Origin of the sequence: Pelorhabdus rhamnosifermentans (assembly GCF_018835585.1) — a bacterium.
Classification (GTDB): Bacteria; Bacillota; Negativicutes; order UMGS1260; family UMGS1260; genus Pelorhabdus; species Pelorhabdus rhamnosifermentans.
The window spans coordinates 40,582-63,867 of sequence record NZ_JAHGVE010000026.1 but is presented as its reverse complement, the minus strand read 5'-3'; the positions used below and the strand labels follow the sequence as shown (position 1 = coordinate 63,867).

General features: G+C 40.5%; 19 protein-coding genes and 1 other RNA gene. 3 read left to right on the top strand and 17 right to left on the bottom strand.

Annotated elements, in window-relative coordinates; translation table 11 throughout:
• The 5 genes from Ga0466249_RS21565 to Ga0466249_RS21545 all read right to left on the bottom strand — a co-directional run.
• Positions 1–212: citrate lyase subunit gamma (locus Ga0466249_RS21565; protein WP_215831554.1), on the bottom strand; the 212-nt coding region annotated here is incomplete at its 3' end.
• 110 nt (positions 213–322) lie between these two features.
• A complete protein-coding gene (locus Ga0466249_RS21560; RefSeq protein ID WP_215831553.1) occupies positions 323–1,783 on the bottom strand; it encodes an SLC13 family permease in 1,461 nt (486 codons plus the stop codon).
• 50 nt (positions 1,784–1,833) lie between these two features.
• A complete protein-coding gene (locus Ga0466249_RS21555; RefSeq protein WP_215831552.1) occupies positions 1,834–2,988 on the bottom strand; it encodes a 2-methylaconitate cis-trans isomerase PrpF family protein in 1,155 nt (384 codons plus the stop codon).
• A gap of 80 nt (positions 2,989–3,068) precedes the next feature.
• Entirely contained in the window at positions 3,069–4,433 is a 1,365-nt protein-coding gene (locus tag Ga0466249_RS21550) for a PTS galactitol transporter subunit IIC (protein ID WP_215831551.1), read from the bottom strand.
• A gap of 19 nt (positions 4,434–4,452) precedes the next feature.
• On the bottom strand, positions 4,453–6,381 hold the full coding sequence (locus Ga0466249_RS21545) for an aconitate hydratase (RefSeq protein ID WP_215831550.1): 1,929 nt from the start codon (positions 6,379–6,381) through the stop codon (positions 4,453–4,455).
• A 192-nt stretch (positions 6,382–6,573) separates the two neighbouring features.
• On the opposite strand from Ga0466249_RS21545, the gene Ga0466249_RS21540 reads away from it, so the two are divergent.
• Entirely contained in the window at positions 6,574–7,455 is an 882-nt protein-coding gene (locus Ga0466249_RS21540) for a LysR family transcriptional regulator (RefSeq protein WP_215831549.1), read from the top strand.
• A gap of 60 nt (positions 7,456–7,515) precedes the next feature.
• Here Ga0466249_RS21540 and Ga0466249_RS21535 read toward each other — a convergent pair whose 3' ends face one another.
• The 7 genes from Ga0466249_RS21535 to dcuC form a co-directional block, all read right to left on the bottom strand.
• Complete coding sequence (locus Ga0466249_RS21535; RefSeq protein WP_215831548.1) at positions 7,516–8,085, bottom strand: redoxin domain-containing protein; 570 nt, start codon at positions 8,083–8,085, stop codon at positions 7,516–7,518.
• Positions 8,086–8,250: 165 nt separating this feature from the next.
• Entirely contained in the window at positions 8,251–10,218 is a 1,968-nt protein-coding gene (locus Ga0466249_RS21530) for a methyl-accepting chemotaxis protein (RefSeq protein WP_215831547.1), read from the bottom strand.
• 116 nt (positions 10,219–10,334) lie between these two features.
• Positions 10,335–10,712 (bottom strand): RidA family protein, encoded by a 378-nt coding sequence (locus Ga0466249_RS21525; RefSeq protein ID WP_215831546.1) that lies wholly within the window; start codon positions 10,710–10,712, stop codon positions 10,335–10,337.
• Positions 10,713–10,776: 64 nt separating this feature from the next.
• Positions 10,777–12,141 carry an MmgE/PrpD family protein gene (locus tag Ga0466249_RS21520; protein ID WP_215831545.1) on the bottom strand — a complete coding sequence of 455 codons (1,365 nt, stop codon included), beginning with the start codon at positions 12,139–12,141 and terminating at the stop codon, positions 10,777–10,779.
• Between the two features lie 60 nt (positions 12,142–12,201).
• Positions 12,202–13,398 carry a MalY/PatB family protein gene (locus Ga0466249_RS21515; RefSeq protein WP_215831544.1) on the bottom strand — a complete coding sequence of 399 codons (1,197 nt, stop codon included), beginning with the start codon at positions 13,396–13,398 and terminating at the stop codon, positions 12,202–12,204.
• Between the two features lie 48 nt (positions 13,399–13,446).
• On the bottom strand, positions 13,447–14,826 hold the full coding sequence (locus Ga0466249_RS27590; protein WP_215831543.1) for an MmgE/PrpD family protein: 1,380 nt from the start codon (positions 14,824–14,826) through the stop codon (positions 13,447–13,449).
• Between the two features lie 27 nt (positions 14,827–14,853).
• Positions 14,854–16,227: a C4-dicarboxylate transporter DcuC gene (gene dcuC, locus Ga0466249_RS21505; protein WP_246588948.1), complete on the bottom strand. Its 1,374-nt coding sequence runs from the start codon at positions 16,225–16,227 to the stop codon at positions 14,854–14,856.
• 261 nt (positions 16,228–16,488) lie between these two features.
• Here dcuC and Ga0466249_RS21500 point away from each other — a divergent pair, with 261 nt between their 5' ends.
• Positions 16,489–17,358, top strand: a complete 870-nt coding sequence (locus Ga0466249_RS21500) for a LysR family transcriptional regulator (protein ID WP_215831542.1) — start codon at positions 16,489–16,491, stop codon at positions 17,356–17,358.
• A gap of 430 nt (positions 17,359–17,788) precedes the next feature.
• On the opposite strand, the gene Ga0466249_RS21495 is transcribed toward Ga0466249_RS21500, so the two are convergent.
• Positions 17,789–18,673: a LysR family transcriptional regulator gene (locus Ga0466249_RS21495; protein ID WP_215831541.1), complete on the bottom strand. Its 885-nt coding sequence runs from the start codon at positions 18,671–18,673 to the stop codon at positions 17,789–17,791.
• A gap of 144 nt (positions 18,674–18,817) precedes the next feature.
• Between Ga0466249_RS21495 and Ga0466249_RS21490 the strand changes: the two genes are divergently transcribed.
• The gene (locus tag Ga0466249_RS21490; protein ID WP_246588947.1) at positions 18,818–19,762 is read left to right on the top strand and encodes an AEC family transporter; all 945 of its coding nucleotides are present in this window, start codon (positions 18,818–18,820) and stop codon (positions 19,760–19,762) included.
• Between the two features lie 14 nt (positions 19,763–19,776).
• Here the strand turns inward: Ga0466249_RS21490 and cytX are convergent, their stop codons facing one another.
• The 4 genes from cytX to ssrS all read right to left on the bottom strand — a co-directional run bounded on the left by cytX (position 19,777) and on the right by ssrS (position 23,196).
• Positions 19,777–21,003, bottom strand: coding sequence for a putative hydroxymethylpyrimidine transporter CytX (gene cytX, locus Ga0466249_RS21485; RefSeq protein WP_215831540.1), 1,227 nt, complete (start codon positions 21,001–21,003; stop codon positions 19,777–19,779).
• Complete coding sequence (gene thiD, locus Ga0466249_RS21480) at positions 21,000–21,803, bottom strand: bifunctional hydroxymethylpyrimidine kinase/phosphomethylpyrimidine kinase (RefSeq protein WP_215831539.1); 804 nt, start codon at positions 21,801–21,803, stop codon at positions 21,000–21,002. Before thiD ends, cytX begins: the two co-directional genes overlap by 4 nt.
• A 144-nt stretch (positions 21,804–21,947) precedes the next feature.
• Positions 21,948–22,958: an aldo/keto reductase gene (locus tag Ga0466249_RS21475; protein ID WP_215831538.1), complete on the bottom strand. Its 1,011-nt coding sequence runs from the start codon at positions 22,956–22,958 to the stop codon at positions 21,948–21,950.
• Positions 22,959–23,022: 64 nt separating this feature from the next.
• Positions 23,023–23,196: non-coding RNA, 6S RNA (gene ssrS, locus Ga0466249_RS21470), on the bottom strand.
• Between the last annotated feature and the right edge of the window lie 90 nt (positions 23,197–23,286).

Genomic DNA, 23,286 nt, shown 5'->3' with positions numbered 1-23,286 from the left:
CCTTTATCACTGCCATTAATGACGGCATCTGTTACATGATGCTCAGCTAAAACTTCTTCAATTATGGCTTTCATTTGACTGCCGTATTGCTTTAATACAGGACTCGTTAGTTCAATTGCGATCCCCGCTCCGGCTGCTGCCGGGGCGACGGTAATTAGGATATCATTGGATTCCATCGTTCCGGCGATTGCCATTTTTTTAATCTGACTCATCTTTATCCCTCCAAGTGTATATTCGCCAAACATGGTATTTTTAACAGTCATTCGCTATTGTCGAAGTAAAAATCAGAACCACCACGAAAAGTGGTGGCCATAACCTTATATCAAATCAATCCTATCCAGTGCCAGTAAGTATGTGTAAATAATATATATACGCCCAGCCCGATAATTGTTAGTGGAATTCCCACTTTAAACATATCTTTGAGTTCATACGTATCAGTAGCATAGGTGAGCAATGTAGCTGGCGTATTTACTGGAAGAATAAAAGAAAAATATACAAGAAACGACGATATTAAGGTTATACTCCATACAGACATATTCGGATCATTAAAACTAACTAGCAGGCCAAGTATTGTTGGCACAACAAGAGCTGCTAATGCAACAATACTCGCAAAAGCCAAGCGAATCACGATTAATGGCACAGCAATAACCGTCAATATCATGGCCGAACTCATGCTCTGGAGACCTAAATTGCCTAGAGCAGCTTGCGCGCCCCAAGCTGCTGCACCAGTCTTCAATAATACTGTACCAATCGATATCCCCACACCGAATAAGACTAAAGTACCCCATTGCACCCTGTTACTTAATTCCTTCCAGGTAGCTACTCCCGAATAGGGCAGAAAGAGTAACAAACAAGCAAAGAGTGTAATGGTGTTGGCATCAATATGATGCCAATTTTCCGTACCCCAAAGAATGATCGTAATAAGAAATATGATACCCATACGTTTCTCTTTAGGCGTAATGGTCCCGATTTCTTCCATATATTTTTTAATAAGCGCAGGGCCGCCAGGGAGTGGCTCAAACTTGTTCAAAGTAATAACAAGAATATACATGATAACCCCTAGCACAATCGCAAAAGGTCCCCCATAAATAAGCCAATCGGTCCAAGTAATTGTATGATTTAAGGTACTGCCAATAAGGGCGACTATAAAAGGATTTGGAGCCCCTGCCGTTAGTACCATAAGCGCGGTAATTGGCGCTACCATTCCTGTAACTAACATAAGCTGCCTAGAAAAAACACTTTTCAGATCAAGATTAAAAGCCGTAATGAGCCCCATGGAAATGGGAATCATAGCCGCTGAACGTGCTGCGATGGACGGAATGATAAAGGCCAATACATAGCCAACAATTATAGTTCCTCCGATGATTTTCTTCGGTTCAGTCCCAACAATTCGTAAAATATTAAGAGCAATACGACGATCTAAACCGGTAAAACGGACAGCCTCCGCCAAAAACATTCCGCAAGCGACCAGTACCCAGCCGGAATTAATAAAGCCTGACATTGCGAGCGGAATGGCTTTAGACGTTCCAAGCAATTTCCCTTCAGTACCTTTTTCCGGCGAAAAGCCTAGAAACATCACCATAAAGAAACAGATGGCAATCGCGCTGATCGGATAAGGCATCGCTTCTGTTATCCATACATATACGGCAAAAGCAAGCACTCCAAGTACTTTTTGACCTGCAGTCGAAAGCCCCGCTAGCTGTGGCATCAAAGTAATGGCAGACATAATCACTAGCCCGATCAGAATATGGAGGGGTTTAAACGGTGACTTACTTTCTAACATTTCTACACTCTCCTCAATTTTTACTCAATCTGGCAAATTTAATACAATAATTAATCTTTAGTGAAAACCTTGCGTGAAACATATACTTGTCCATCCATAATTGGCTTTGCCGTACGACTGACTCCCGCCTTAGAAAGATGCCAGTTTTTCTGTTCTTTTTCAAGGTTAATTTCAAAATCAAGAATACCAGAAGGATGTCCCACCCGAACAATGCCGCTACGCTTCGCTCGTTCACTGACTATCTCATTGACTACAGTTCCCTCGATAAGTGCTGCTGTAGATACACAAATACCACCCGTAACAGCATAGGCCTTATGCATAACCGCCATGGCTTTGGTCCTTGCTACCAAATCAACATCATTGGCCTTCACTGTAACACCATTGATAGTCACATATTCCTGGGGTGCTGAAACAAAAGCAACCTTAGGAACAGCAGGCCCTACTTGTTCTTTACTCGCAGCCAACCCCATCATAACAGCCGCCGTTGTCCGGATATCTTCCATAATTTCCAATATTTCCGGCTTTGTTTCCGTGTCTTGCGGTAACTCCACTCCAGTCAAACCGATATCAATCGCTTTGACAAAAACGGACGGATTCGCTGCATCAACCAAGCTTACCCGTACTTTTTTACCGCATTGCAGCCTGATCTCATCAATTACATTGCCAGTAGGAAGTAACTTACCTGTTTTAGATCCACCGGAATTTAAAAAATTGAGAACGATTTTCGCCCCCGTACCAGGCACACCGTCAATAGCATAATCCCCTTCGGTAACCACTTCACCATCTTTTACAGGAATTTCAGCTACGATCACTTTCTTCGTGTTCGTATTGTAAATTCTCACCTTGGTAATCGGCTCCGTAATCGTTACAAGCCCCCGTCCAATGGCAAATGGCCCCACGCCAGACGACATATTACCGCAGTTCCCTTCATAATCTACAACTGCATCTTTAATGCCGACATACCCAAAAGTATAGTCTACATCTACATTTTCCCTGTCTGACGCTGCTACAATGGCCACTTTGCTAGTTAACGGATCTGCGCCACCGATACCATTGATTTGTCTTACATCAGGACTGCCATAAATATCAAGAATAACTTTGTCCCGCAACAACAAATCTTCTGGTAAATCTTGAGCCAACAAGTATACGCCTTTACTTGTTCCGCCCCGCATCAAAACTGCCGGTATTTTTATATACTCCCCCATCTTATTCTCCTCCTCATTTTTATAAATTAGCCCATAAAAAATCCATGTATCGTGAAAAGTACACCCTATTCAATACCTTTTCAACCTGAAATACTATCTCTTAACTCTACTTTTGGCATCACTTTTTTCTCCATAAAGAACCAGATAGCGAAAAACACGCCTAATAATATTGGCACAGTAATCATGAGATTTCCCACAAATACTTTATAAATGATAAAGGTAATAGGCATCGTCGTACCTGTCAGCGAACTAATCATCATGCCCGCTGGAATACTATCACCTAATCCGACCGCTGTTGCAGCTGCCGTAACCATGGGTGCTGTCCATGTTCCCAGGTAAAAATAAGGAATAAAAGCAATAGTACATAAAATAAGGCTTCGGAATATATTCCCATTTGTCAAAGCAACAACCATCGCTACCTTATAGGGTAGCGCAGCTAAGTCAGCAAAAGGTAAAAGCTTGTTACCGGGTATAATGACAGCAAGTCCAAGCAAAATCGGCACCATCAATAATGCCGTTGTAATAACAGCCGCGTCACCTAAGAGAACAGCCGGATCGAGTCCAATCAGAATCTTTCTTCCCTTAAATTTCTTGTCCGTCACCTTTCTGGCTTGTTCTGAAATCGGTTTTAACCCCTCGACAAATAAATGCGTCATTTTGGGCAACAGCATCATGGCTGCCGCCATATTGATGCCTAGACCAAAAGCTTGATAGGGATCATAGCCAGATAAAAAACCAATACCCACGCCGAGAATTAAACCTATCATCAAGGGTTGTCCAAAAACGCCAAAATATTTTCGCAGCGTTTCCATGTTAAAATCGATCTTATTGAATCCCGGTATTCGATCGAACAGCCAATTAATCGGAACCGCAATTGGCAAGTTCATCAAGGCATGAATTGCCGGAATAGTGACACCGGGTAGTTTGTAATACTTGCTTACGAGGGGAGAAGCCCAGTCCGCCATTTTATACACAAACATCCCTGTACAAGCAGCTGCTGCCACAGCAACAGTCACGTTGTCTGTCTCAAAGTAAACGAAAGTACCAACAGTGAGAGCATGATGATAATTCCAAATATCAACAGTTAAGGTATTCGTCTTATTGAGCAGCAATAAAGCAATGTTCGTCCCTAGAAGTGCTAAAACCATCAAGGGCACAATAGGCGAGCTCCAGCCAATGGCAGCTACTGTGGCAAAACCCATATCAATCACATTCAATTGAACGCCCATATGTGTAACCATCGCTTTTGTTGCAGGACCTAAACTTTTTGCCAAAAACTCAATAACTAACTTCAAGCCTGCGAAAGCAGCGCCAACAGTTAATGCACTTTGTATTGCCTTGCCTATAGATAGTCGAAAACAAACGGCAAATAGAAAAATAACTATCGGAAGCAAAACCGTCGGCCCAGCCTTAATAATGCTCTTAAAAACAATAAACAAATCCATGTATTCTCTCATTCCTTCACTATTTGGCTTTACTTGTATAATTTAACAATCCGCCGCTTAACACAATATCCCGTTGACGCGGTGTAAGATTGCAAGAAGTTTTCATATCAAGCCCCTTTGTAACATTGCGCACAATTACGATTTCCTGCTTGACTGCCTCATGAATGTTGTCAATCGTCAATTCATCGTCAACATCGATGCGGTCGTAGTCCGCCTCATCAACAAAAGTAAGTTGAAGTATGCCAAAATTAATCAAATTGGCTGAATGAATACGTTCGGCACTCTTGGCTAACAGTACTCTTACTCCCAAATACATAGGACACAATGCGGCATGTTCACGTGATGAGCCCTGACCATAACTAAGACCGGCTACAATTATCGAGGCAAATCCTTGTTCACGGTTATTTCGGCATTTGGCCGGAAACTCCGGATTCATATGATAGAATACATAATTGCTATACTTCGGAACATTTGAACGGTATTTCAAAAATGGACCGGCAGGCATAATATGATCTGTTGTAATTTTATCGCCCACTTTAATCGCTACTTTCGCCTTTAAGTCTGTTGGCATAGCTGTATTTTTCGGTGGATCACCAATATTGGGACCACGGTATACGTCAACTACTAAATCATTGGACGGTTTAATAATCATGCTGTCATCAATATCATAGATAGGCGGCAAAACGATTTTAGGATAAGGAAGATTCAAATCACGCGGATCAGTTACAACACCATTAAGAGCCGCGGCTACGGCTGTTTCCGGACTCACCAAATATACCTGAGCATCTTTGGTACCGCTTCGTCCTTCAAAATTGCGATTATTTGTACGAAGGGATACAGCATGCGTCTGCGGTGCTTGCCCACAGCCTACGCAAAATCCACAAGTGCTTTCCAAAATACGTGCTCCAGCAGCAACAAGATCGCTCAGTGCACCGTTTTTGGCAATCATCGATAAGACTTGTTTACTGCCTGGTGCAATCCCCAGACTGACATGAGGATGAATATGTTTGCCTTTAAGCATAGATGCTACCATCATGACATCACGATAAGAGGAGTTAGTACAGCTGCCAATTAATACTTGGTCAACCTTTAGACCAGCTATTTGACGAATCGTACGAACATTGTCAGGTGAATGAGGACAGGCTACACTTGGCACAAGCGTCGCTAAATCAATATCAATGACACGATCATAATGAGCATCTTTATCAGGCCCTAATTCACACCAATCGTCTTCACGACCTTGCGCTTTAAAAAATGTTCTAGTCAGTTCATCACTGGGAAAAATAGATGTCGTAACACCGAGTTCTGCCCCCATATTGGTGATTGTCGAACGCTCCGGCACTGTCAATTGAGCTAAGCCTGGTCCAGCATACTCGACAACTGTGCCGACATTACCTTTTGTTGTCAGAGTGCGAAGCATTTCTAAAATAATATCTTTGGCCGAAACCCAGGGCTGCAATTCTCCATACAAATTCACGCGAATCACCTTGGGATAACTGAAAAAGAAAGCCCCTCCTGCCATGGCCACCGCAACATCCATCCCGCCTACTCCCATGGCAACCATACCGACTGCACCGGAAGTGGGTGTGTGACTGTCAGAGCCAATAAGAGTAATACCGGGGCGGCTGAACCGTTCCAAGTGAACCTGATGGCAAATTCCGTTACCTGCTTTTGAATATAAAATACCATGTTTATCGGCAACAGTCTGAAGATAACGATGATCATCGGCATTTTCAAAGCCGTCCTGCAACGTATTGTGGTCCACATAGGAAACTGACTGGGTCTTTACAGTCGAAACTCCCATCGCTTCAAATTGAAGATAAGCCATTGTCCCTAAAGCATCCTGCGTAAGCGTCTGATCAATCCGAATGCCAACCTCACTGCCTGGTGTCATAGTACCTGACACTAAATGTGAAGCAATAATTTTTTCAAATAAATTTTTACCCATGATAAATCTCCTTTTTTCATTCTAGAATTAAAACAACGATCAACCCTACACCTTAATACATTGAATAAACAATAATCCCATAATTATTTGAACTTTAACAAAATTATAGTATAATAAACTCAATAAATAAAATATTTTAATTTTATTAAAGTCGATAATTTTTTTTTATCTTAAAAAGTAAAGGTGATACCAATGGATGATAAAGATTGGATTATTTTAAAAACTATTTTCGAAGAAAAAAACATTACCAAAGCTGCTGAGCGTCTTTATATGTCGCAGCCAGCCATTACTTACCGACTAAAAAATCTTGAGAAAGAATTTGGCGCAAATCTTGTCATGAGAAATCCAAATGGCATTTTAGTGACCCCTCAAGGGGAATATCTCCTGTCCTACATGAAAGAAATGTTAATAAAATTGCAAAAAACAAAAGAAAATATTAAAAACATGGAAAATAAAGTACAAGGTACATTACATTTAGGATGTTCTTCTATTTATGCTCATTATGAACTGCCACGACTACTCAAAGGCTTTCTGACTCGCTATCCTGAGGTAGAAATCTCGCTTAAAACTGGTTTAAGCCACAAAATTAATCGCTTAATACAAAAAGAAGAAATTTCACTTGCGATTATTCGCGGTGATTATGTGGGGCATGAAGAAAAACATTTACTGCGTGAAGAACCCATCTGCTTGGTATCAAAGCATCCCATTAGCTTTTACAACTTGCCTAAGCAGCCACGCATAAACTATGAAACAGACTCTACACTACAAATCCTTATTGAAAAATGGTGGCGCCAATCTTTTTCTTGTCCTCCCTACATTTCTATGGAAGTAGATAGTATGGATACTTGTCGCCAAATGGTTATCCATGGCCTTGGTTGGGCCATATTGCCTGCTATCGGATTGAGACAACATGATCAGCTTTATACCCGTGAATTACAGTGGACCAATGGAACCCCTTTAATAAGAAAAACGTGGTTAATCTATCAGGCAACATCATTGGAGCTATCCGCCGTAAAAGCATTTGTTGAATATCTAACAAATTATGCAGCAAAAACTTCTAATATTGAAAAGTAAAGTTCTCATGTCAAAATAGAAAAGAAGCCGCTTGTAGCAGTTCCGGCTTCTTTTACTTCTTTAATTATATTCCTTTAATAATGTCAACATCTCATCCACAGTAGGCATATCAATGCTATTCTTGGCATAATGGACATAACGTACCGTGCCATCCTCTTCCGTCACAAACAAAGCGGGAAGTTGCTGCTCATTTCCCTCGTACTTTCCATGCACCAAACCCAATTCCTTAACCCTTTTTCTTTTCTCCTCCAATTTAGCAAGGTCTTCCGGAAGCGTGGGCATCCGTTCCTCCTTGCAGGACGTAGCAGGAATCTCAAGCTTACGATAAATCTCCATATTGGTATCGCAAATTATTTCAAAAGGCAGACCGGAATCCTGCAAGCTCTCCTTTACATTGGCCGAATCACTCTGCATTACGACAAAAATCTGAGTATCTAGGTCAAGAAATTCCTGATAGCGCGTTGCCATCAGATGGATATCATAACGGCAGGTTGGGCAACCGATGTAACGCAATACCCAAAAAACGGTTCTCACTTTTCCTTTAAGAACAGCCTCTATCGTTTTGCCTGTCTCATAGGCTGTATTAAATTTAAAATTCGGCATTTTATCGCCAACAGACAGTTTTGCCATGGTAATCCTCCCATTCATCTTACAAAATTATACAATATTTTTTTACGAAGTCCTACAGTTCTTTCGCCTTTTTGGCTTAAGATTGGCAGGCGACTGATTTTTCTTTCATAGAAGCCGCCTGCTCTTCATTAGCTACCGATACTCATTCATGAACACAACCGCCCATTATATTTTAAACTTTTTGACTGTGTCTTGCAGTTCTTCTGCCATTTTTGCTAAGGCTTGGCTAGCACTGGAGATTTCCTCTATAGATGCTGCTTGTTCTTCACTAGTAGCCGATACTGTTTGGGTATGCCCAGATGCCGCTTTACTGACCAAATCAATATCATGGATCGAATCTACAATAATTTCACTTTCCGAGGCCATTTGTTGCATCGCTGCTGAAATATCTTTGACTTGTCCTGATACCTGCTCGACTAAATTGACAATTTTTCCGAAGGCCTGTCCTGCAGTATGAACCACTTCACTGCCCACCTTAACCTCCTGAGTCCCATCATTCATTGCAATAACTGCTTTTTCTGTCTCTGTCTGAACTTCAATAATTAATTCGGCAATTTGCTTAGCCGCTCCCTGAGACTGTTCAGCTAATTTACGTACTTCTTCGGCTACTACAGCAAAACCACGGCCTTGTTCACCAGCCCTTGCTGCCTCTATAGCAGCATTTAGCGCTAATAAATTAGTTTGCCCAGCAATACCGGAAATCGTTTCTACAATCTGACCAATTTTCTGAGAACGCTGACCAAGTCTCATTACAGACTCTGCCGAATTAGTCACTGTTTTTTCAATAACACTCATCTGCTTCATGACAGTCTCAACTGATTTTCCGCCATCTTGCGCTGCTAATGCTGCCTGGTCAGCTATGACCGTCATATTGTTAGCATTTTCCGATACTTTTTGAATCCCGCCTGATACTTGCTCCACCACAGAAGAAGTGGTTCCAATTGCAGAAACCTGTTTATCAGAACCTTTAGCCAACTCAGTTATTGTATCAGCCACCATTCCCGTAGCCTGAGCTGACTGCTCTGTGTTAGTTGAAAGCTGCTCAGAAGCTGATAAAACATGTCCGGCTGAGGTCATAATTTCATGAATAATATTCTTCAAATCTTCACGCATTTTTTCAAGTGATACTGCCAATTGATTAATTTCAAGCATACCAGAAACTTGTATTTTCTGACTCAAATCACCGCCAGCAATTTTATCAGCAGCATTCACTAGTCGATTAAGCGGTTTGGTCATATTTCCAGCTACATAAATAGCTGTAGCAACCGCTATAATTATGGCAAGCAACATTAAGACTGCCATAATCAGTAAAGCACGCTTCATATTGCCAGTAAATTCACTTGTAGGTAAATACGTAATTACTCCCCAATTGTAAGTTTTGATAGGAGAAAAAGCAATTAACGATTCAATTTGGACTGATGACATAGTTTCTGCATTGCCGTTATTTCCAGATATGACCCTTTGCACGTAGTTTTCTTGGCTAATACTTTCATTTTTGATAACTCTTTCTTTGTCAGGATGGGCAATTAACCCTCCTTTGCTGTCTACAATATCAATATAACCTGATTTACCAATCTTGGTCCGCTCCGTAATTTTCCAAATGCTCTCGAGACTTATATCACCAGCTAACACACCCAGAATTTTTCCGTTTGGATCTTTAATTGGCGTAGAAATTGTAATTGTCGGTGTTTTTGACACTGCTGATATGTACACATCCGAAAAATAGAGATTATCAGCCATCCCTTTTTTAAAATAATCTGCGTTGACTTTATTGTTCATAGTCGTTGATGATGTTTTGGCAATTTGCATTCCAGCCGCATTCATAGCATAAATTGTTTGGAATTCCGGATTGTTTTTTTGTGCAATCCTAAGCAATTCACCTAGTTTGGTTGCATCCATCGAATAAGCAGTCGGTGACAAAGACAATGTTTTGATTAGCTGAGCATTGTCGTCCATAAATCGCTCAATTTCATAAGAAATTTGTGTTGCAATGGTTTGATTGCTACTGAAAATGTTCTCTTTAGTTGCACTAACATTCATATAGGAACTAACTCCACCAATTACTGCTGCTGACAAAAAAGAAAACGCTACAAGTAGTCCTATGATTCTAAATTTAAATGTATTTTGTATCATATTTTACTACGCCTCTATTATTCAGACTTATAGACACCAAGTGAAATGTTGATATACCTTTCACGTGAAAGCAAACTAGACTTGCAATAAATGCAAGTCTGTTTGCTTATCCATATTTAACACACGGCAACTAGTTCAATCTCCACCAAGGCATCTTTAGGCAATTTAGCAACCTGTATACAAGCTCTGGCAGGACAATCTTTAATGAAATATTTTGCATACACATTATTCATAGCAACAAAATCATTCATATCTTTGAGAAATACCGTTGTTTTTACAACATTATCAAAAGACAGACTTTCCGCTACTAATATTGCCTTCAGGTTTTCCAGAGATTGCTTAGTTTGACCTTCAATACCGCCAACAGCAAATTCACCAGTTGCTGGAAAAACAGGCAGTTGACCTGAAATAAACAAAAAGCCATTGGCCTTAATAGCCTGAGAGTACGGACCAATTGCTTTAGGCGCACTTTCGCTAAATACTACTTTTTTCATATATCACACACTCCATTATTTAACTAATTCTCTGTCCGCTTGTTAAACAAGCAGTATCATCTGCTTATGGTACAAGTAAAGCAGTTAATTCTGAGATATCTTTCACCTGTTCTAAATTGTATATGGTGCTAATAATTTCATCCATGCGCTTATCAGAAAGTACTTCCCCTGCTAGGCACCTAAATTTTGAAGACAGTTCTTCCCTTGTCATCGGATTTTCCGGACCGCCCCTACCATTCCACACCACTTTAGTCAGCTGGCGGCCATCTTTAGTCCGCACCCGCATTTCACATCCCCAATTTGCCGGATAATGTTTCGTATACTCGTCTGAAACATGAACATCAATTTTGCTACACAAATTCATTATTGCCGGGTCTTTTATCCGCTGCTCAGTAAATTGCGCAACTCCCGCACCACCATCAAGAAATGCAACAGCAATACCGTATGGAATGGAGAATTTAGCTTCAAATACATTTTGCGGTTTCGGATAAATACCACATTGCTTTACACCGATTTCATAGGTATAAACATCAATTTTTTCAATATCTTCAGCATTGAGCTTATGTTCTTTGACTAATTCCAAAGCCCCTTCAATTGATAAGTGCATGCTGCGGCAGCAAGCATAGGGTTTGCGGCCTACGCGTAATACATTATATTTTTCCCCGAGTCCCTCCGTAACACTAGCAAAGTTATATTCATCCGATGTGGCTCGATAAAATCCACCATCTTCAGCTTCCAAAATATAACTGGGGCCAGTCATACCTCCCTTAGCTAATATTGCCGAAGTAATACCGGCGCTGGCCGGATGCCCGCCGTGAAGCTTTTTATTGTTTGCGCCATCTTTCAAAAATGCCCATAATCCACTTGCTTGCGTACCTGCTAAGCCCAACGCTGATACAGTCTGATTGACTGAAAGACCCAGTATTTTTGCGGAGCTAATTGCAGCGCCAAAGATACCGCACGATGAAGTAGCATGCCAACCATGCAACCGATGTGAAGCCGTCCCGGCACCGATTGCAATACGAATGCCAGTCTCATAGCCTGCTGTTAAAGCAGTGATTAATTTTTTACCGGAAATTTTGCGTTTTTCCCCTAAGGTTATCGCGGCTGGTATGACGACTGTCCCCATATGAATTTTACCTTGCGGATGAAAATCATCCATTTCCAAGGCATGTGCCGCAATCCCGTTAATTAAAGCTGCATTTTGTACCGAAGCCCGCTGATTGGTACCCCACAGAACACAATCTTCCTGTTTATCATACTTTTTTAATTCATCAGTAATTCCTTTGACATCCTCAACATGAACAGCTGGAATAGCCCCCGCCAAATTATCAATTAAATTTTCCTTTGCCTTCTCAACAACATCTTTAGGCATTTTTTCATACTCTAACTCGCAAAAAAATTCAGCTAGTCGAGTCGTTATCGTCATATTATTCTCTCCTTTATTAATATAAAAGCCCTATAATAACAGCCACAAACTTCAATAAGATTATTGAACCGCTTGGCTCTTTTCCCATATTTTATATTGCTCAAGTATTTGACAAAGTCCCTGCGCCAATGTAGCTTGGGGACAGCCAATATTCAGTCTAACAAAATTAGCCCCTTCCGGACCAAAACCATCTCCGCGATTAACAGCGACCAAACACTTATTAATAAAGAAATCAGCCAATGCATCGCCGCTAAGACCCATTTCACAGCAATCCAACCACATTAAATACGTACCTTCCGGCTTCACAAGCTTAATTTTCGGCATTTTGGTTTTAAGGAAATGCTCTAAAAAATCAACATTATTCTCTAAATAAGGAACCAGCTGCTCCAGATAATCTTCACATTCATTGTAAGCCGCAATGTACGCAGGCAACGCAAAGACATTTTGCTGGATACTTCTATTTTTTTTAAACTGTTCTTCTAAACCTTTTCTCAACTTGGGATTGGGAACCACAATACCAGAACCACGCAACCCGGCTATATTAAATGTTTTAGATGGTGCATAGCAAGAAACTGTATTCATGGCATATCTTTCATCTAAAGAAGCTACTGGTATATGTTTATTACCAAAGAAAATAAGATCGGAATGAATTTCATCGCTTATTAAGATGACATTATACCGCAAGCAAATCTCAGAAATTTTTAACAGATCCTCCTTCGTCCAAACACGTCCAACTGGATTATGGGGATTACACAATATCATTAACTTTGCTTTGGGACTGGCTGCCCGCCTTTCCAAATCTTCAAAATCAATACGATATTGGTCATTTTCATAAATCAGACTGTTATCGCTTATTACACGATCATTATCAACAATAGAAAAACCAAATGGATGATAGACGGGTCTTTGAATGATAACTTCATCGCCTACCTCAGTAAAAGCCTGTATCATGGTGTTAAATACCGGAACAATGCCTGTAGCAAAAACAATCCAATCCGGTTTAATTTCCCAGCCATGACGTTTTTTTATCCAGTTAATAGTAGCTTCCTTGAATTCCTGAACTGTATACGGATAACCATAAATCATATGCTCGGCTCTAGCCTTTACGGCATCTACCACAGGCTGGGGACACCGGAAATCAGTATCAGCCACCCACATAGGCAACGCGTTACTATTCCCCACACGAGCCCCCACATTGTCCCATTTCGAACTCTGCGTATTCTTTCTATTAATTACCTCATCGAAATTATACTTCATCGTAATTCCTCCTCTATCATAAATTACTTTATAGCTTAGTTATTGTCTCTATTCAATAACTAAAGCACCAATCAGTTCCCTAATATTAGATAACTTATCTAGGTGAGTAATTCTATCCAATATATTTTTTACTTGCTCCTGAGATAAGTTGATTAGAGCATTATTGTTATATTTTGTAATGACAGCCTGCTGTTTAATAGGATTTTCTGCCGCCCCACGTTCGTATTTCTGCACCTGCTGATACACAGTACCGTCATAAAGTGTAACTTTTATCCACCCAGGAAAATGGCTAGGATTTTTAACGTCTTCATCTTCCACACAGCGGATTTTATCAATTAATTCAATTACCGCGGGATTTTTCATGTGTTGTTCGTCAATTTCCAGCGGACTCACTTTACCTGTAAGTACTGACATCGCCACAATATATGGCAAACTAAAGCGCATCCCATAGTCAGAAGCCGGACGTTTTTTAGCTTGTTCCGGCGAACATACGATATGATAGCAACGTTTTTCAATACGACATTCAATTTCTTTGACATCTTTTGCACTAAACTTATGCTGCGTAAGAAGTGCAAAAATACAGTCACTAAAAGAATGAATCATATGACAGCATGGATATAACTTCACCGCAATTTCCGTAGTCAGCCATTTTTGCCCCAAATCGGCGAATGCCTCTACCACCCCTTCCACCGTGCCAAGATGTGTTTGATACAACCCATAACCGCCTTCAAGCACTTCGTACGGTCCGGTCAAGCCTCCCTTGGCCAGCATCAAAGCATAAATAGCTGCATGACTGCCCCAGCCGGGATGAATCTTTTTCACCGATGAACCATCGTGTAAAAACTCCTGCAGTGCAGCTGCCTGGCTGCCGCAAATTCCCAGCGCATGAACTAGCACGTGTTGTGGAAAATTAAGTAATTTGGCTGCAACGCAAGCGGCTGCAAAGGGAGCCACTATTCCCGTACCATGAAAGCCACGATCATGAAACCCGCCCCGAGCTGCAAGTGCCAGCCTAATAATGATTTCATAGCCGCAAATGATAGCCGCTAATATTTCTTCACCAGTAGCCCCAACTGCCTCTCCTACTGTAAAAGCCGTGCTAACAACGCTGGCACTCGGATGGACAACCCCGCCAACATGTGTATCATCATAATCCATACCATGAATAAGGGCCGCATTTGCTAGTACTGCATCTGCCATCCCCACTTTTTTCCTAGTCCCCCATAAAGTGCTCTCGGGACGACTGCCAAAATCCTCCGCCACCTTTCGGGTACTTACCGCATGTTTCAAATGATAAGCCGCCATGGCTCCTCCCAAAGCATCTGTTATCATTAACTTGGCATGCTCTTGTACTTTCTGCGGTACATCTGTTAGTGAAAATTGCAAAGTATACTCTGCAATTCTTTCTGAAAGCGATATTTTGGCCACAAAATTCCCTCCTGAAGAAACAGTTAGTTATTTCAAAAATACGATGAAATTTGCCGCAATATTTACAATCGCTGCTACCAACATCGGAATGGCCGTTCTCTTAATAATTTGAAAAGTAGATACTCCTGCGACTCCGGCAATGGCTATAATGGGTGCAGCTATTGGACATACCACCCGACCAAAGCTAGTCATAATCTGCATCGGCAGTAACAAAGTAACAATATCTATATTGAGATATTGGGCCACCCTAGGTGCAATCGGCGCAAAAGAAAAGAACGTTGCATTACCCGACCCCAGAAGAAAAGCAGATAATGCCATTAACAGACTCATTACTACAACCATAAAATGGACACCCAATCCCGCATCCTGGGCCGCTTTAATCAATGTATCTACCGTGCCGATTTTTAATAAACCGGCCGCAAAGGTTTCACCGGCAACAATCATCGAAATAACGGTAACAAACGACTTCCCCATGCCTTTAAAGAAAACCATAAGACTTTCCATAACAGCGTTAGCATCTCGCAAACGAACATACTCAAATACTAACGATATAAACAAACTAATAAGCATTGCACTAATTACGTCCATCTTTATGGGAGATTTAAAAATCGGACTGAAACCCATAATAAGACCAAATGGAACAATGGGCAGTAACGCATAAATCAAAGGTGGCCGATTTTCTTCGTCTATTTCCTCGATTTCTTCAAGCGCTTGTCCAGGCACAAATCCTTCTTTTTTATCCCACCAGCGCTGTACAAAAAAGTGTGTTATAGCTACTGCAAGAATAATTGGAATGGTAATCGGCAATTGATAATTTACAAAGTATGTTGCCGGATCAAGTCCGCAAACCTGTGCAGCATAAATTTCAGCTTGAGAGCCTGGTCCATGATCAACAAACTGACAGCAGGCAATCACAGCAATTGCTGACATTTTACTTACTCCTACCCGAATCAATACCGGATACATCGTCGCCATTAAAAGCAGACCAAGACCGCTATGACTTGGTATGAACAATACCAATATCTGTGTTAGAAAAAAAGCTGCAACAAGTAAAACATAGGGCGAACGTATTTTTTTTAGCGGAGCCCCCAAAATAGCAAACATTGCTTTACTGGCTCCTAAATAATCCATATAACTGCCAAACCCAGCAATCGCCATAATAACCATTCCGGTAGTACCCGTACGATTCTGGAGCAAATTGGTCACTGTCTTAAACATATCCAGCCACGCTATACCAGTGGCGTCCTTAGCCGGCAAAAGCGGTCCTAAATTTAAAGCTAACGATGCTGCAAGCAGCATAAATCCTGCTAAAAACAGTACCGCATGCGCTCTGTATTTTTTTATAATCATGGCATAAACAACCCAGACAATAACAAGAACTGAAACAATTACTCCAATCATTTGCTAACCTCCCTTTGTTTTTACTATAATCTTACGTGCTTTTTCAATCCGTTCCGCTACGATTGAGAATTTCACCAAAATCATGTTTCAGTGCTGTTTTCATAACTCTTAATGCCTCCTGTCAAACATAGTGTGATAGAATAGCTTTAACAAGGATTTGCCATAAGAATAACGAAATATAAAATGAATCTTTTCTGAAAAAGCAAGCACTCAAGAGTACTTTCCACAACCTTATAAATACTTAGAGTGAGGTATTCTACAATGGATCATATTGATTTACTTATTTTAAAAAACTTATCTGAAGAAAGAAACATTACCAAAGCTGCTGAACGTATGTTTATTTCCCAGCCTGCGCTTACTCGCCGTTTAAAAAACATGGAACGTGAAATTAAAGCTACACTCGTACTCCGAGTACCCAATGGCGTGGTATTAACACCGCAGGGAGAAGAATTTCTTCGCTATGCAGAAGGAACGCTGCTCCAATTTAAAAAGGTCAAGGAACACATTCAAGGTATGAATGAAAATATTCTTGGCTCTTTATCTCTAGGAGTTTCTTCTGTTTTTTCCCATTATGAACTGCCGCAACTGCTCAAACATTTTCTTGAACTTTATCCAGATGTCGAATTCTCCCTAAAAACAGGTCACAGCATTAAAATCAACCGTATGTTACAAAAAGATGAGGTCTCACTAGCCATTCTTCGGGGAGATTTTCACTGGGATGAAAAAAAACATTTGCTCTATGAAGATCCAATTTGCCTTGTTTCCAGTAAATCTTTGAAATTACAAGACCTGCCGAAAAATCGGAGAATTGTTGCCAAAACAGCAATCCAAACACAAATTGACGAATGGTGGCATCAAACATTTTCTTGTCCTCCAGCAACAACAATCGAAGTTGACAGTCTAGATACCTGTCGGCAAATGGTTCTCAACGGACTAGGCTGGTCTATCATGCCTAAAATCGGCTTGAAAAGCTATGACAACTTATATACCCAAAATTTGTACTTAGCTAATGGCACTCCCCTTGTCCGACGCACTTGGTTAGTATACCGCAATATCTATTTAGAGCTGCCAAGTGTGCGAGCATTCGTTGAATATACCAAAAAACATTTCATAAATCATCCACCAAAATAAATATTAACTTTATAAAATTCCAAATTAATTATTAAATTTAGAATCTTTATTCATACTATATCTCTTAATGCAAGATAAATAAAATAACCATTGTTGATGCACCTTGATAACTTTATTAAAAGATTTTTGAGTTACTGTGCTAAAAAAAACACAGCCGCCAGTTCAATGACACAAAAGGCCAAGAATCCATATAATTCATGGATCTCTTGGCCTTCATTGGCTTTGATATTTACTTTTGATATTTGATGCTTTTCATTGTATACCAAAGAAAATTCATCTGCCAATACCTATTTGTTATGCCAATCCATAACTTTCTTAAACCATTTTCAATACTTTTAATTGAATCACAGTAAAATTCTCATGTCAAAATAGAAAAAAATCGCTTGTAGCAGTATAGAAATTACTGCCACAAGCGGCTTTTTACATATACTTATGTCAATTGCATATCATCGGAAAGAAGGGTACTTAAAAAATGCTTGGTTGCAGTGGACAAGTACCTCTGCTTCATCCAAACAACGACTTTTTTTATCACCAGTGGAGAATCAATAATTTCTCTGTATTTTAACTGATGGCAGGGAACTAAACCAAGAGCAGACTTCGGAACAAGAGCTAAGCCGATTCCTTCGTTCGCAAGAACTAATAAAGAGCGAACATCATCACCCATACAAAGAATTAGTGGTTCGAACGCTAAGTCTTGGCAACATTTTCTAAGTAGAGATTCATTGCTGCGAAGTACCAATAATGGCTTGTCTGCCAATTCATGGAGTGATATCGGAATTTTTTTCCGCCAAACGTTCCATTTCCCAGACATCGCAACAATCATAGGTTCAGGCGGCAGATTGATCCAATGATAACAAGCTAAGTCAAAAATAGATCGTACAATGCCCACTTCAATGATACCGTTATTCAAAAGCTCTAAAATGGCATGTGTATCCCCTTCCCGCAAGTCAAACTTAATGTAAGGATGATTTTCGTGAAAATCACGAATAAGGCCGGGTAATAGCGTCACACCAGAAGAAGCTATCGTTCCGATTGCCAGAGTACCTTGATAACCTTCATGCAATTCCCTTACTTCCGTCGCAGTTGTCTGGAGTAAATCGAGTATTTGACCTGCACGTTCATGCAACAACCGACCGGATTCAGTTAACCGAATCCTTCGACTGCCTCGTTCAACTAACTGCACACCTAATTCGTTTTCAAGCAACTTGAGCTGCTGACTCAATGACGGCTGAGCCATAAACAGACGTTTTGCTGCTGCTGTAATATTTTCCTCTTCCGCAATCATGCGAAAATACTTAAGCTGTTTTATATCCACAAATTTAGCCTCTTATATAGTTTTTTCCTATAGGAGAAAAAGATTTTAGCTATTTTTTCTATCAATTTATCCTTGTTATAATAATATAGAAAAGATCGTTTTCAGTATTAAAATAAAGTCACAAATGAGAAGAGGAAAAAAATTTTGTCATTTTCAATTTTTTTACAAGCTGTTGAAAGTTTAATTAGTATTATCATTATGGTTTCACTCGGTTATTTATTGACTAAAAAAGGTTGGTTCAACCAAGAAAATGCCAGTCTATTACCAAAATTAGTAAACTATGTTGCTTTGCCCACGTATATGATTTGGAACTTACTCAGCACTTTTGACAAAGAAACTTTTCTACCCATGTTTGCCGGAGTCATTGTGCCTATTGCATCCATGCTGCTTAGCTTTATTATTGCTTATGTCGTTTCGCAGGTTCTAAACATAGGACCTCAGCGAAAGGGTACTTTTCGCTCGCTATTTTTTTGTTCAAGTTCAGTTTTCGTCGGTGTTCCCGTCAACTTGGCTTTATTCGGAGAAAGCAGTCTTCCTTATGTCCTCGTGTATTTTCTGGCCAATGCCTTTCTGTTTTGGACAATTGGCAATTATTCTATCAGTCTAGATGGGAGAACGGCTCCTGCCAAACTCATCAGCGTGGCAACCATCAAAAGGGTCTTCTCACCACCCTTTATTGGCTTTACAGCAGCCGTATTATTCATTCTTCTTGACATTCATCTGCCCAAATTTGCCATGAATACGTCCAAATATCTTGGGGGCATGACAACGCCTTTATCCATGCTTTTCATTGGAATATCCATGTTCGGTGTCAAATTACGCAATATCAAAGTAAGCAAAGACATGATCGCCCTACTAGCAGGCAGGTTTATCATCTCACCGCTGGCTGTTGTACTTGTTACAGCCTTTATTCCGATTCCAGAACTCATGAAAAAAGTTTTTGTTATTCAAGCTGCCTTACCAGCCATGAGCCAAGCCACAGTGCTTGCTAAGGTATATGAAGCAGACACAGAATATACTGCCCTGCTCGTCACAGTTACAACGCTTTGTGCAGTAATCGCAATTCCCATTTATATGGCCATGATATAGCGCCGTAATACCGATTAAATATTTCGGTATTTTTTTATACCTGACCAAGAATTTAATAGCCGTTTTGCTACCAAATGGAAAATAGCTGTTACAAAAAGTACGGGAATCGTCGCTCCCATAACAAGGTCTAACATAACAAATTGATAATAGAGCCAAACACCGACTCCCCATACAATAAAAGCCTCCCAGTTAAGCAACAGCTTTGAATGAAGTTGCGTTTCACCTAAAACAAAATAATCCATCAGTAAAATAGCAAATAAAGGTGAAAAAACCGAGCCGACGGCATACAAGAAACTTTCATATTGTTCCATATCAATAAAAATGGCTGTAACCGTCCCAACAATTGTCATAATAACAGCGGCAAATTTTTCATCAAAGCTAGGAAAAATATTCAAAAAGGTTACACCAGCCGAATAGGCATCCATAAAAGTTGTCGTCACTGTTGCAAGAACAATAATCCCCAAGGCAAACACTCCAAGCTGCGCTGCGATCATCATAGCAGCAGGATCGACATTTCCGGCAACAATAGCCGCTCCTAAGCCTGTAATATACATCCAACTGCTGCCAACAAAATACCCTAGCCAACTTCCAATAGCCCCATCGCTTTTACTACGAGCATACCGCGTATAATCGGCAATTAAAGGCAGCCAAGAAAGTGGCATGATAACACTAAGCTCCACGGCTTCACCAAAAGACAAAGTCCCACTGCCTACACCAGACAACAACCCCGGTTGCCGAAAAATAACATAACTTAAAATAACAGTAAGCAAAAAAAGGAGAAAAACAGCAATCATATTCAGCTTTTTCCAGCCTTCTTTACCGAATAAAATCCAAACAAAAATAATAGCCCCTAAAATGCCCATCCATAAGGCAAGGTGATCAAATTGATAGAGAGTGCTTGTAATCTGATTGACTGAACGCGCCCCTGATACAATCATGACAGCTGTCCAACCAATCAATTGCAACACATTGAGCAATGAAAACAGATAAGAACCATACAATCCGAAAGAAATACGCGTAGACATAATAGCTGGCATCCGACTCTCCGTTCCTATCATGCCGCTGAGTGCTAAAAGAGTAGTGCCAACAAGATGACCTAAAAGAATGGCCAGAACTCCCTTGACAAAACCGAGTGGAGCAATTAAACCACCCGTAATAATTTCAGCGACTGAAACAGCCGCGCCAAACCATAAAAATGTGAAATGCGGCAAAGTAAGATTATTCGCGTTGCCTATATTCATTTTATTAAACCAGCTTTCTGATAAAGATCATAAAAGTGATGTGTTGGCCCTACTCCCTTGCCAATACTTAAGGAATGTTCGATGGCAACGGTTACATAGTCTTTTGCCATCTGAACAGCTTGGCTTGCAGAAAATTCCAGAGCCAAATTAGCAGCAATAGCAGAAGACAAGGTACAGCCTGTACCATGCGTATTTTTTGTAGCAATACGTTGAGAAACAAGCCGCACAAACTCCATTCCATCATAAAAAATATCTGTGGCATCATCGACAAGATGGCCGCCTTTGACAAGTACCTGCTTCGGCCCTTGAGCAAAAAGAGCTTTGGCAGCCTGCTCCATATCTAAAAGTCCTGCAATTTTCCGGCCTGTTAATACCTCAGCTTCAGGAATATTGGGTGTCACCAAATCAGCTAGTGGCAGTAAAAATTGAGAAAGAGCCTGTTCAGCCTCAGGTCTCAGCAAATGATAGCCACTTTTAGAAACCATCACAGGATCAACAACAATATTGCGTGCACCATAATGACGTAGTTTGTCTGCAATCACTTTAATGGTCTCAGCATTTGATACCATGCCAATCTTAACAGCAGCTACCTCAATATCATTAAATATAGCATCGATTTGTGCAGCGATCATGTCCGGTGTAATCTCTTGAACAGCAAAAACGCCTTGTGTATTTTGTGCTGTTACAGCTGTAATAACACTCATGCCAAATACACCATGCGCTGAAAAAGTTTTTAAATCGGCCTGAATTCCTGCACCGCCACCGGAATCAGATCCAGCAATTGTAAGTAGATTTTTCATTTTATCTCCTTTCGATTTCACTGATTCATAAAATATTTTTCCAATATGTACATAACATTCTGTTCGTATTGGAAAAATCCTGTTCAAAAAACAAGCAAGCTGCCCAAAACCGGCAACTTGCTCATTAAAATTGCATGTCTGATTCTACTTTTCCAAATCAGCTGCAACTTGTTTCAATCGCTCACGAATAGGTAAATCATAAGGGCAACGCGTCTCACAAATACCACATTCAATACATTCGGAAGCCTTAGCAGGCAAATTGGCATAACGCTCTGGTATAGCCTCCTTCAAGCCATAGCGTGTATATTGCAAATGAAAAATAAATGTCTGAGGAATATCAATGTTCACAGTACACGGCATACAGTAGCCACAGCGCCGACAAAAATTCGGACCAATCTCTTTCGCTTCTTTGGATAACAAAGCCACTTCCACTGGCGTAAGTGGCTGATAATCAGTTAAGGCCGCAAAATTTTCCTGAACTTGCTCTACTGAATCCATACCAGGAATGGCAGCCGTAATGTCATGCGATAAAATCCACTTGAGTGCCAGATCGGTATGTGTAATTTGCCCACCACCGAGTGGCTTCATAACAATGATACCCAAATCTAGCTTTTTAGCTAAGGGAAACAGTTCCTTTAAAGGATCTTGTTCAATAAAGTTAAACGGCACCTGCACCGTACTAAAATGCCCCGTCTGAATGGCTTCTATAAGCAGTGGAACACTATGTCCTGTTACACCGATGTGACCAATCTTGTGTTGTGCCTTAGCTTCAATGAGCGCTTCCAGTGCTCCGTCTGGTGCGAGTACAGCATCAAGGTCCTCGCGCGTCTTAATATTATGTATTTGATACAAATCAATATAATCCATCTTAAGTGTAGCCAAACTTAAATCAATGTCTTTCGCCATGCTAACCTTATCGCGAGCCATACTTTTCGTTGCCAAATAAAATTCTGATCGTCTATTTGCTAAGTACCGACCAATTTTTTCTTCGCTATCCGTATAAGCTCTGGCTGTATCGATAAAATTAATTCCCTTCTGAAGCACAGCATCTAATACAGAACTGGCTTCTTCCATGGTACAGCGCTGCAATGGCAATCCGCCAAAACTAATGGCAGTAACAGATAAATCCGTTCGACCAAGTCTTCTTTTTAACAACACTTCAGCCCCCCTATAAAAAATAAACTCAAAAAGCAGAGGCAATTGCCTCTGCTTTTTGAAAGAAGAACCCATGATACCGTCCCTCCATATGTTCAAAGCCCGCTCTCGCAGGTGGGTGTCCCCGTTAGGCTTTTGTTGTCCCTTCCACGAGGGCTGAACAGCGATCCTAACTTTAAACTCCCGTACATGTTGCATAGGTTGAACATATTGGAGGTTACGCACACCTCAGGAAACTTATTGATTACATGATATCATGAATAAGAAGCAAAAGCAATAGCTCATTGCATTAAAAACAGAAAATTTTCATTTCACTATACAAATCTTT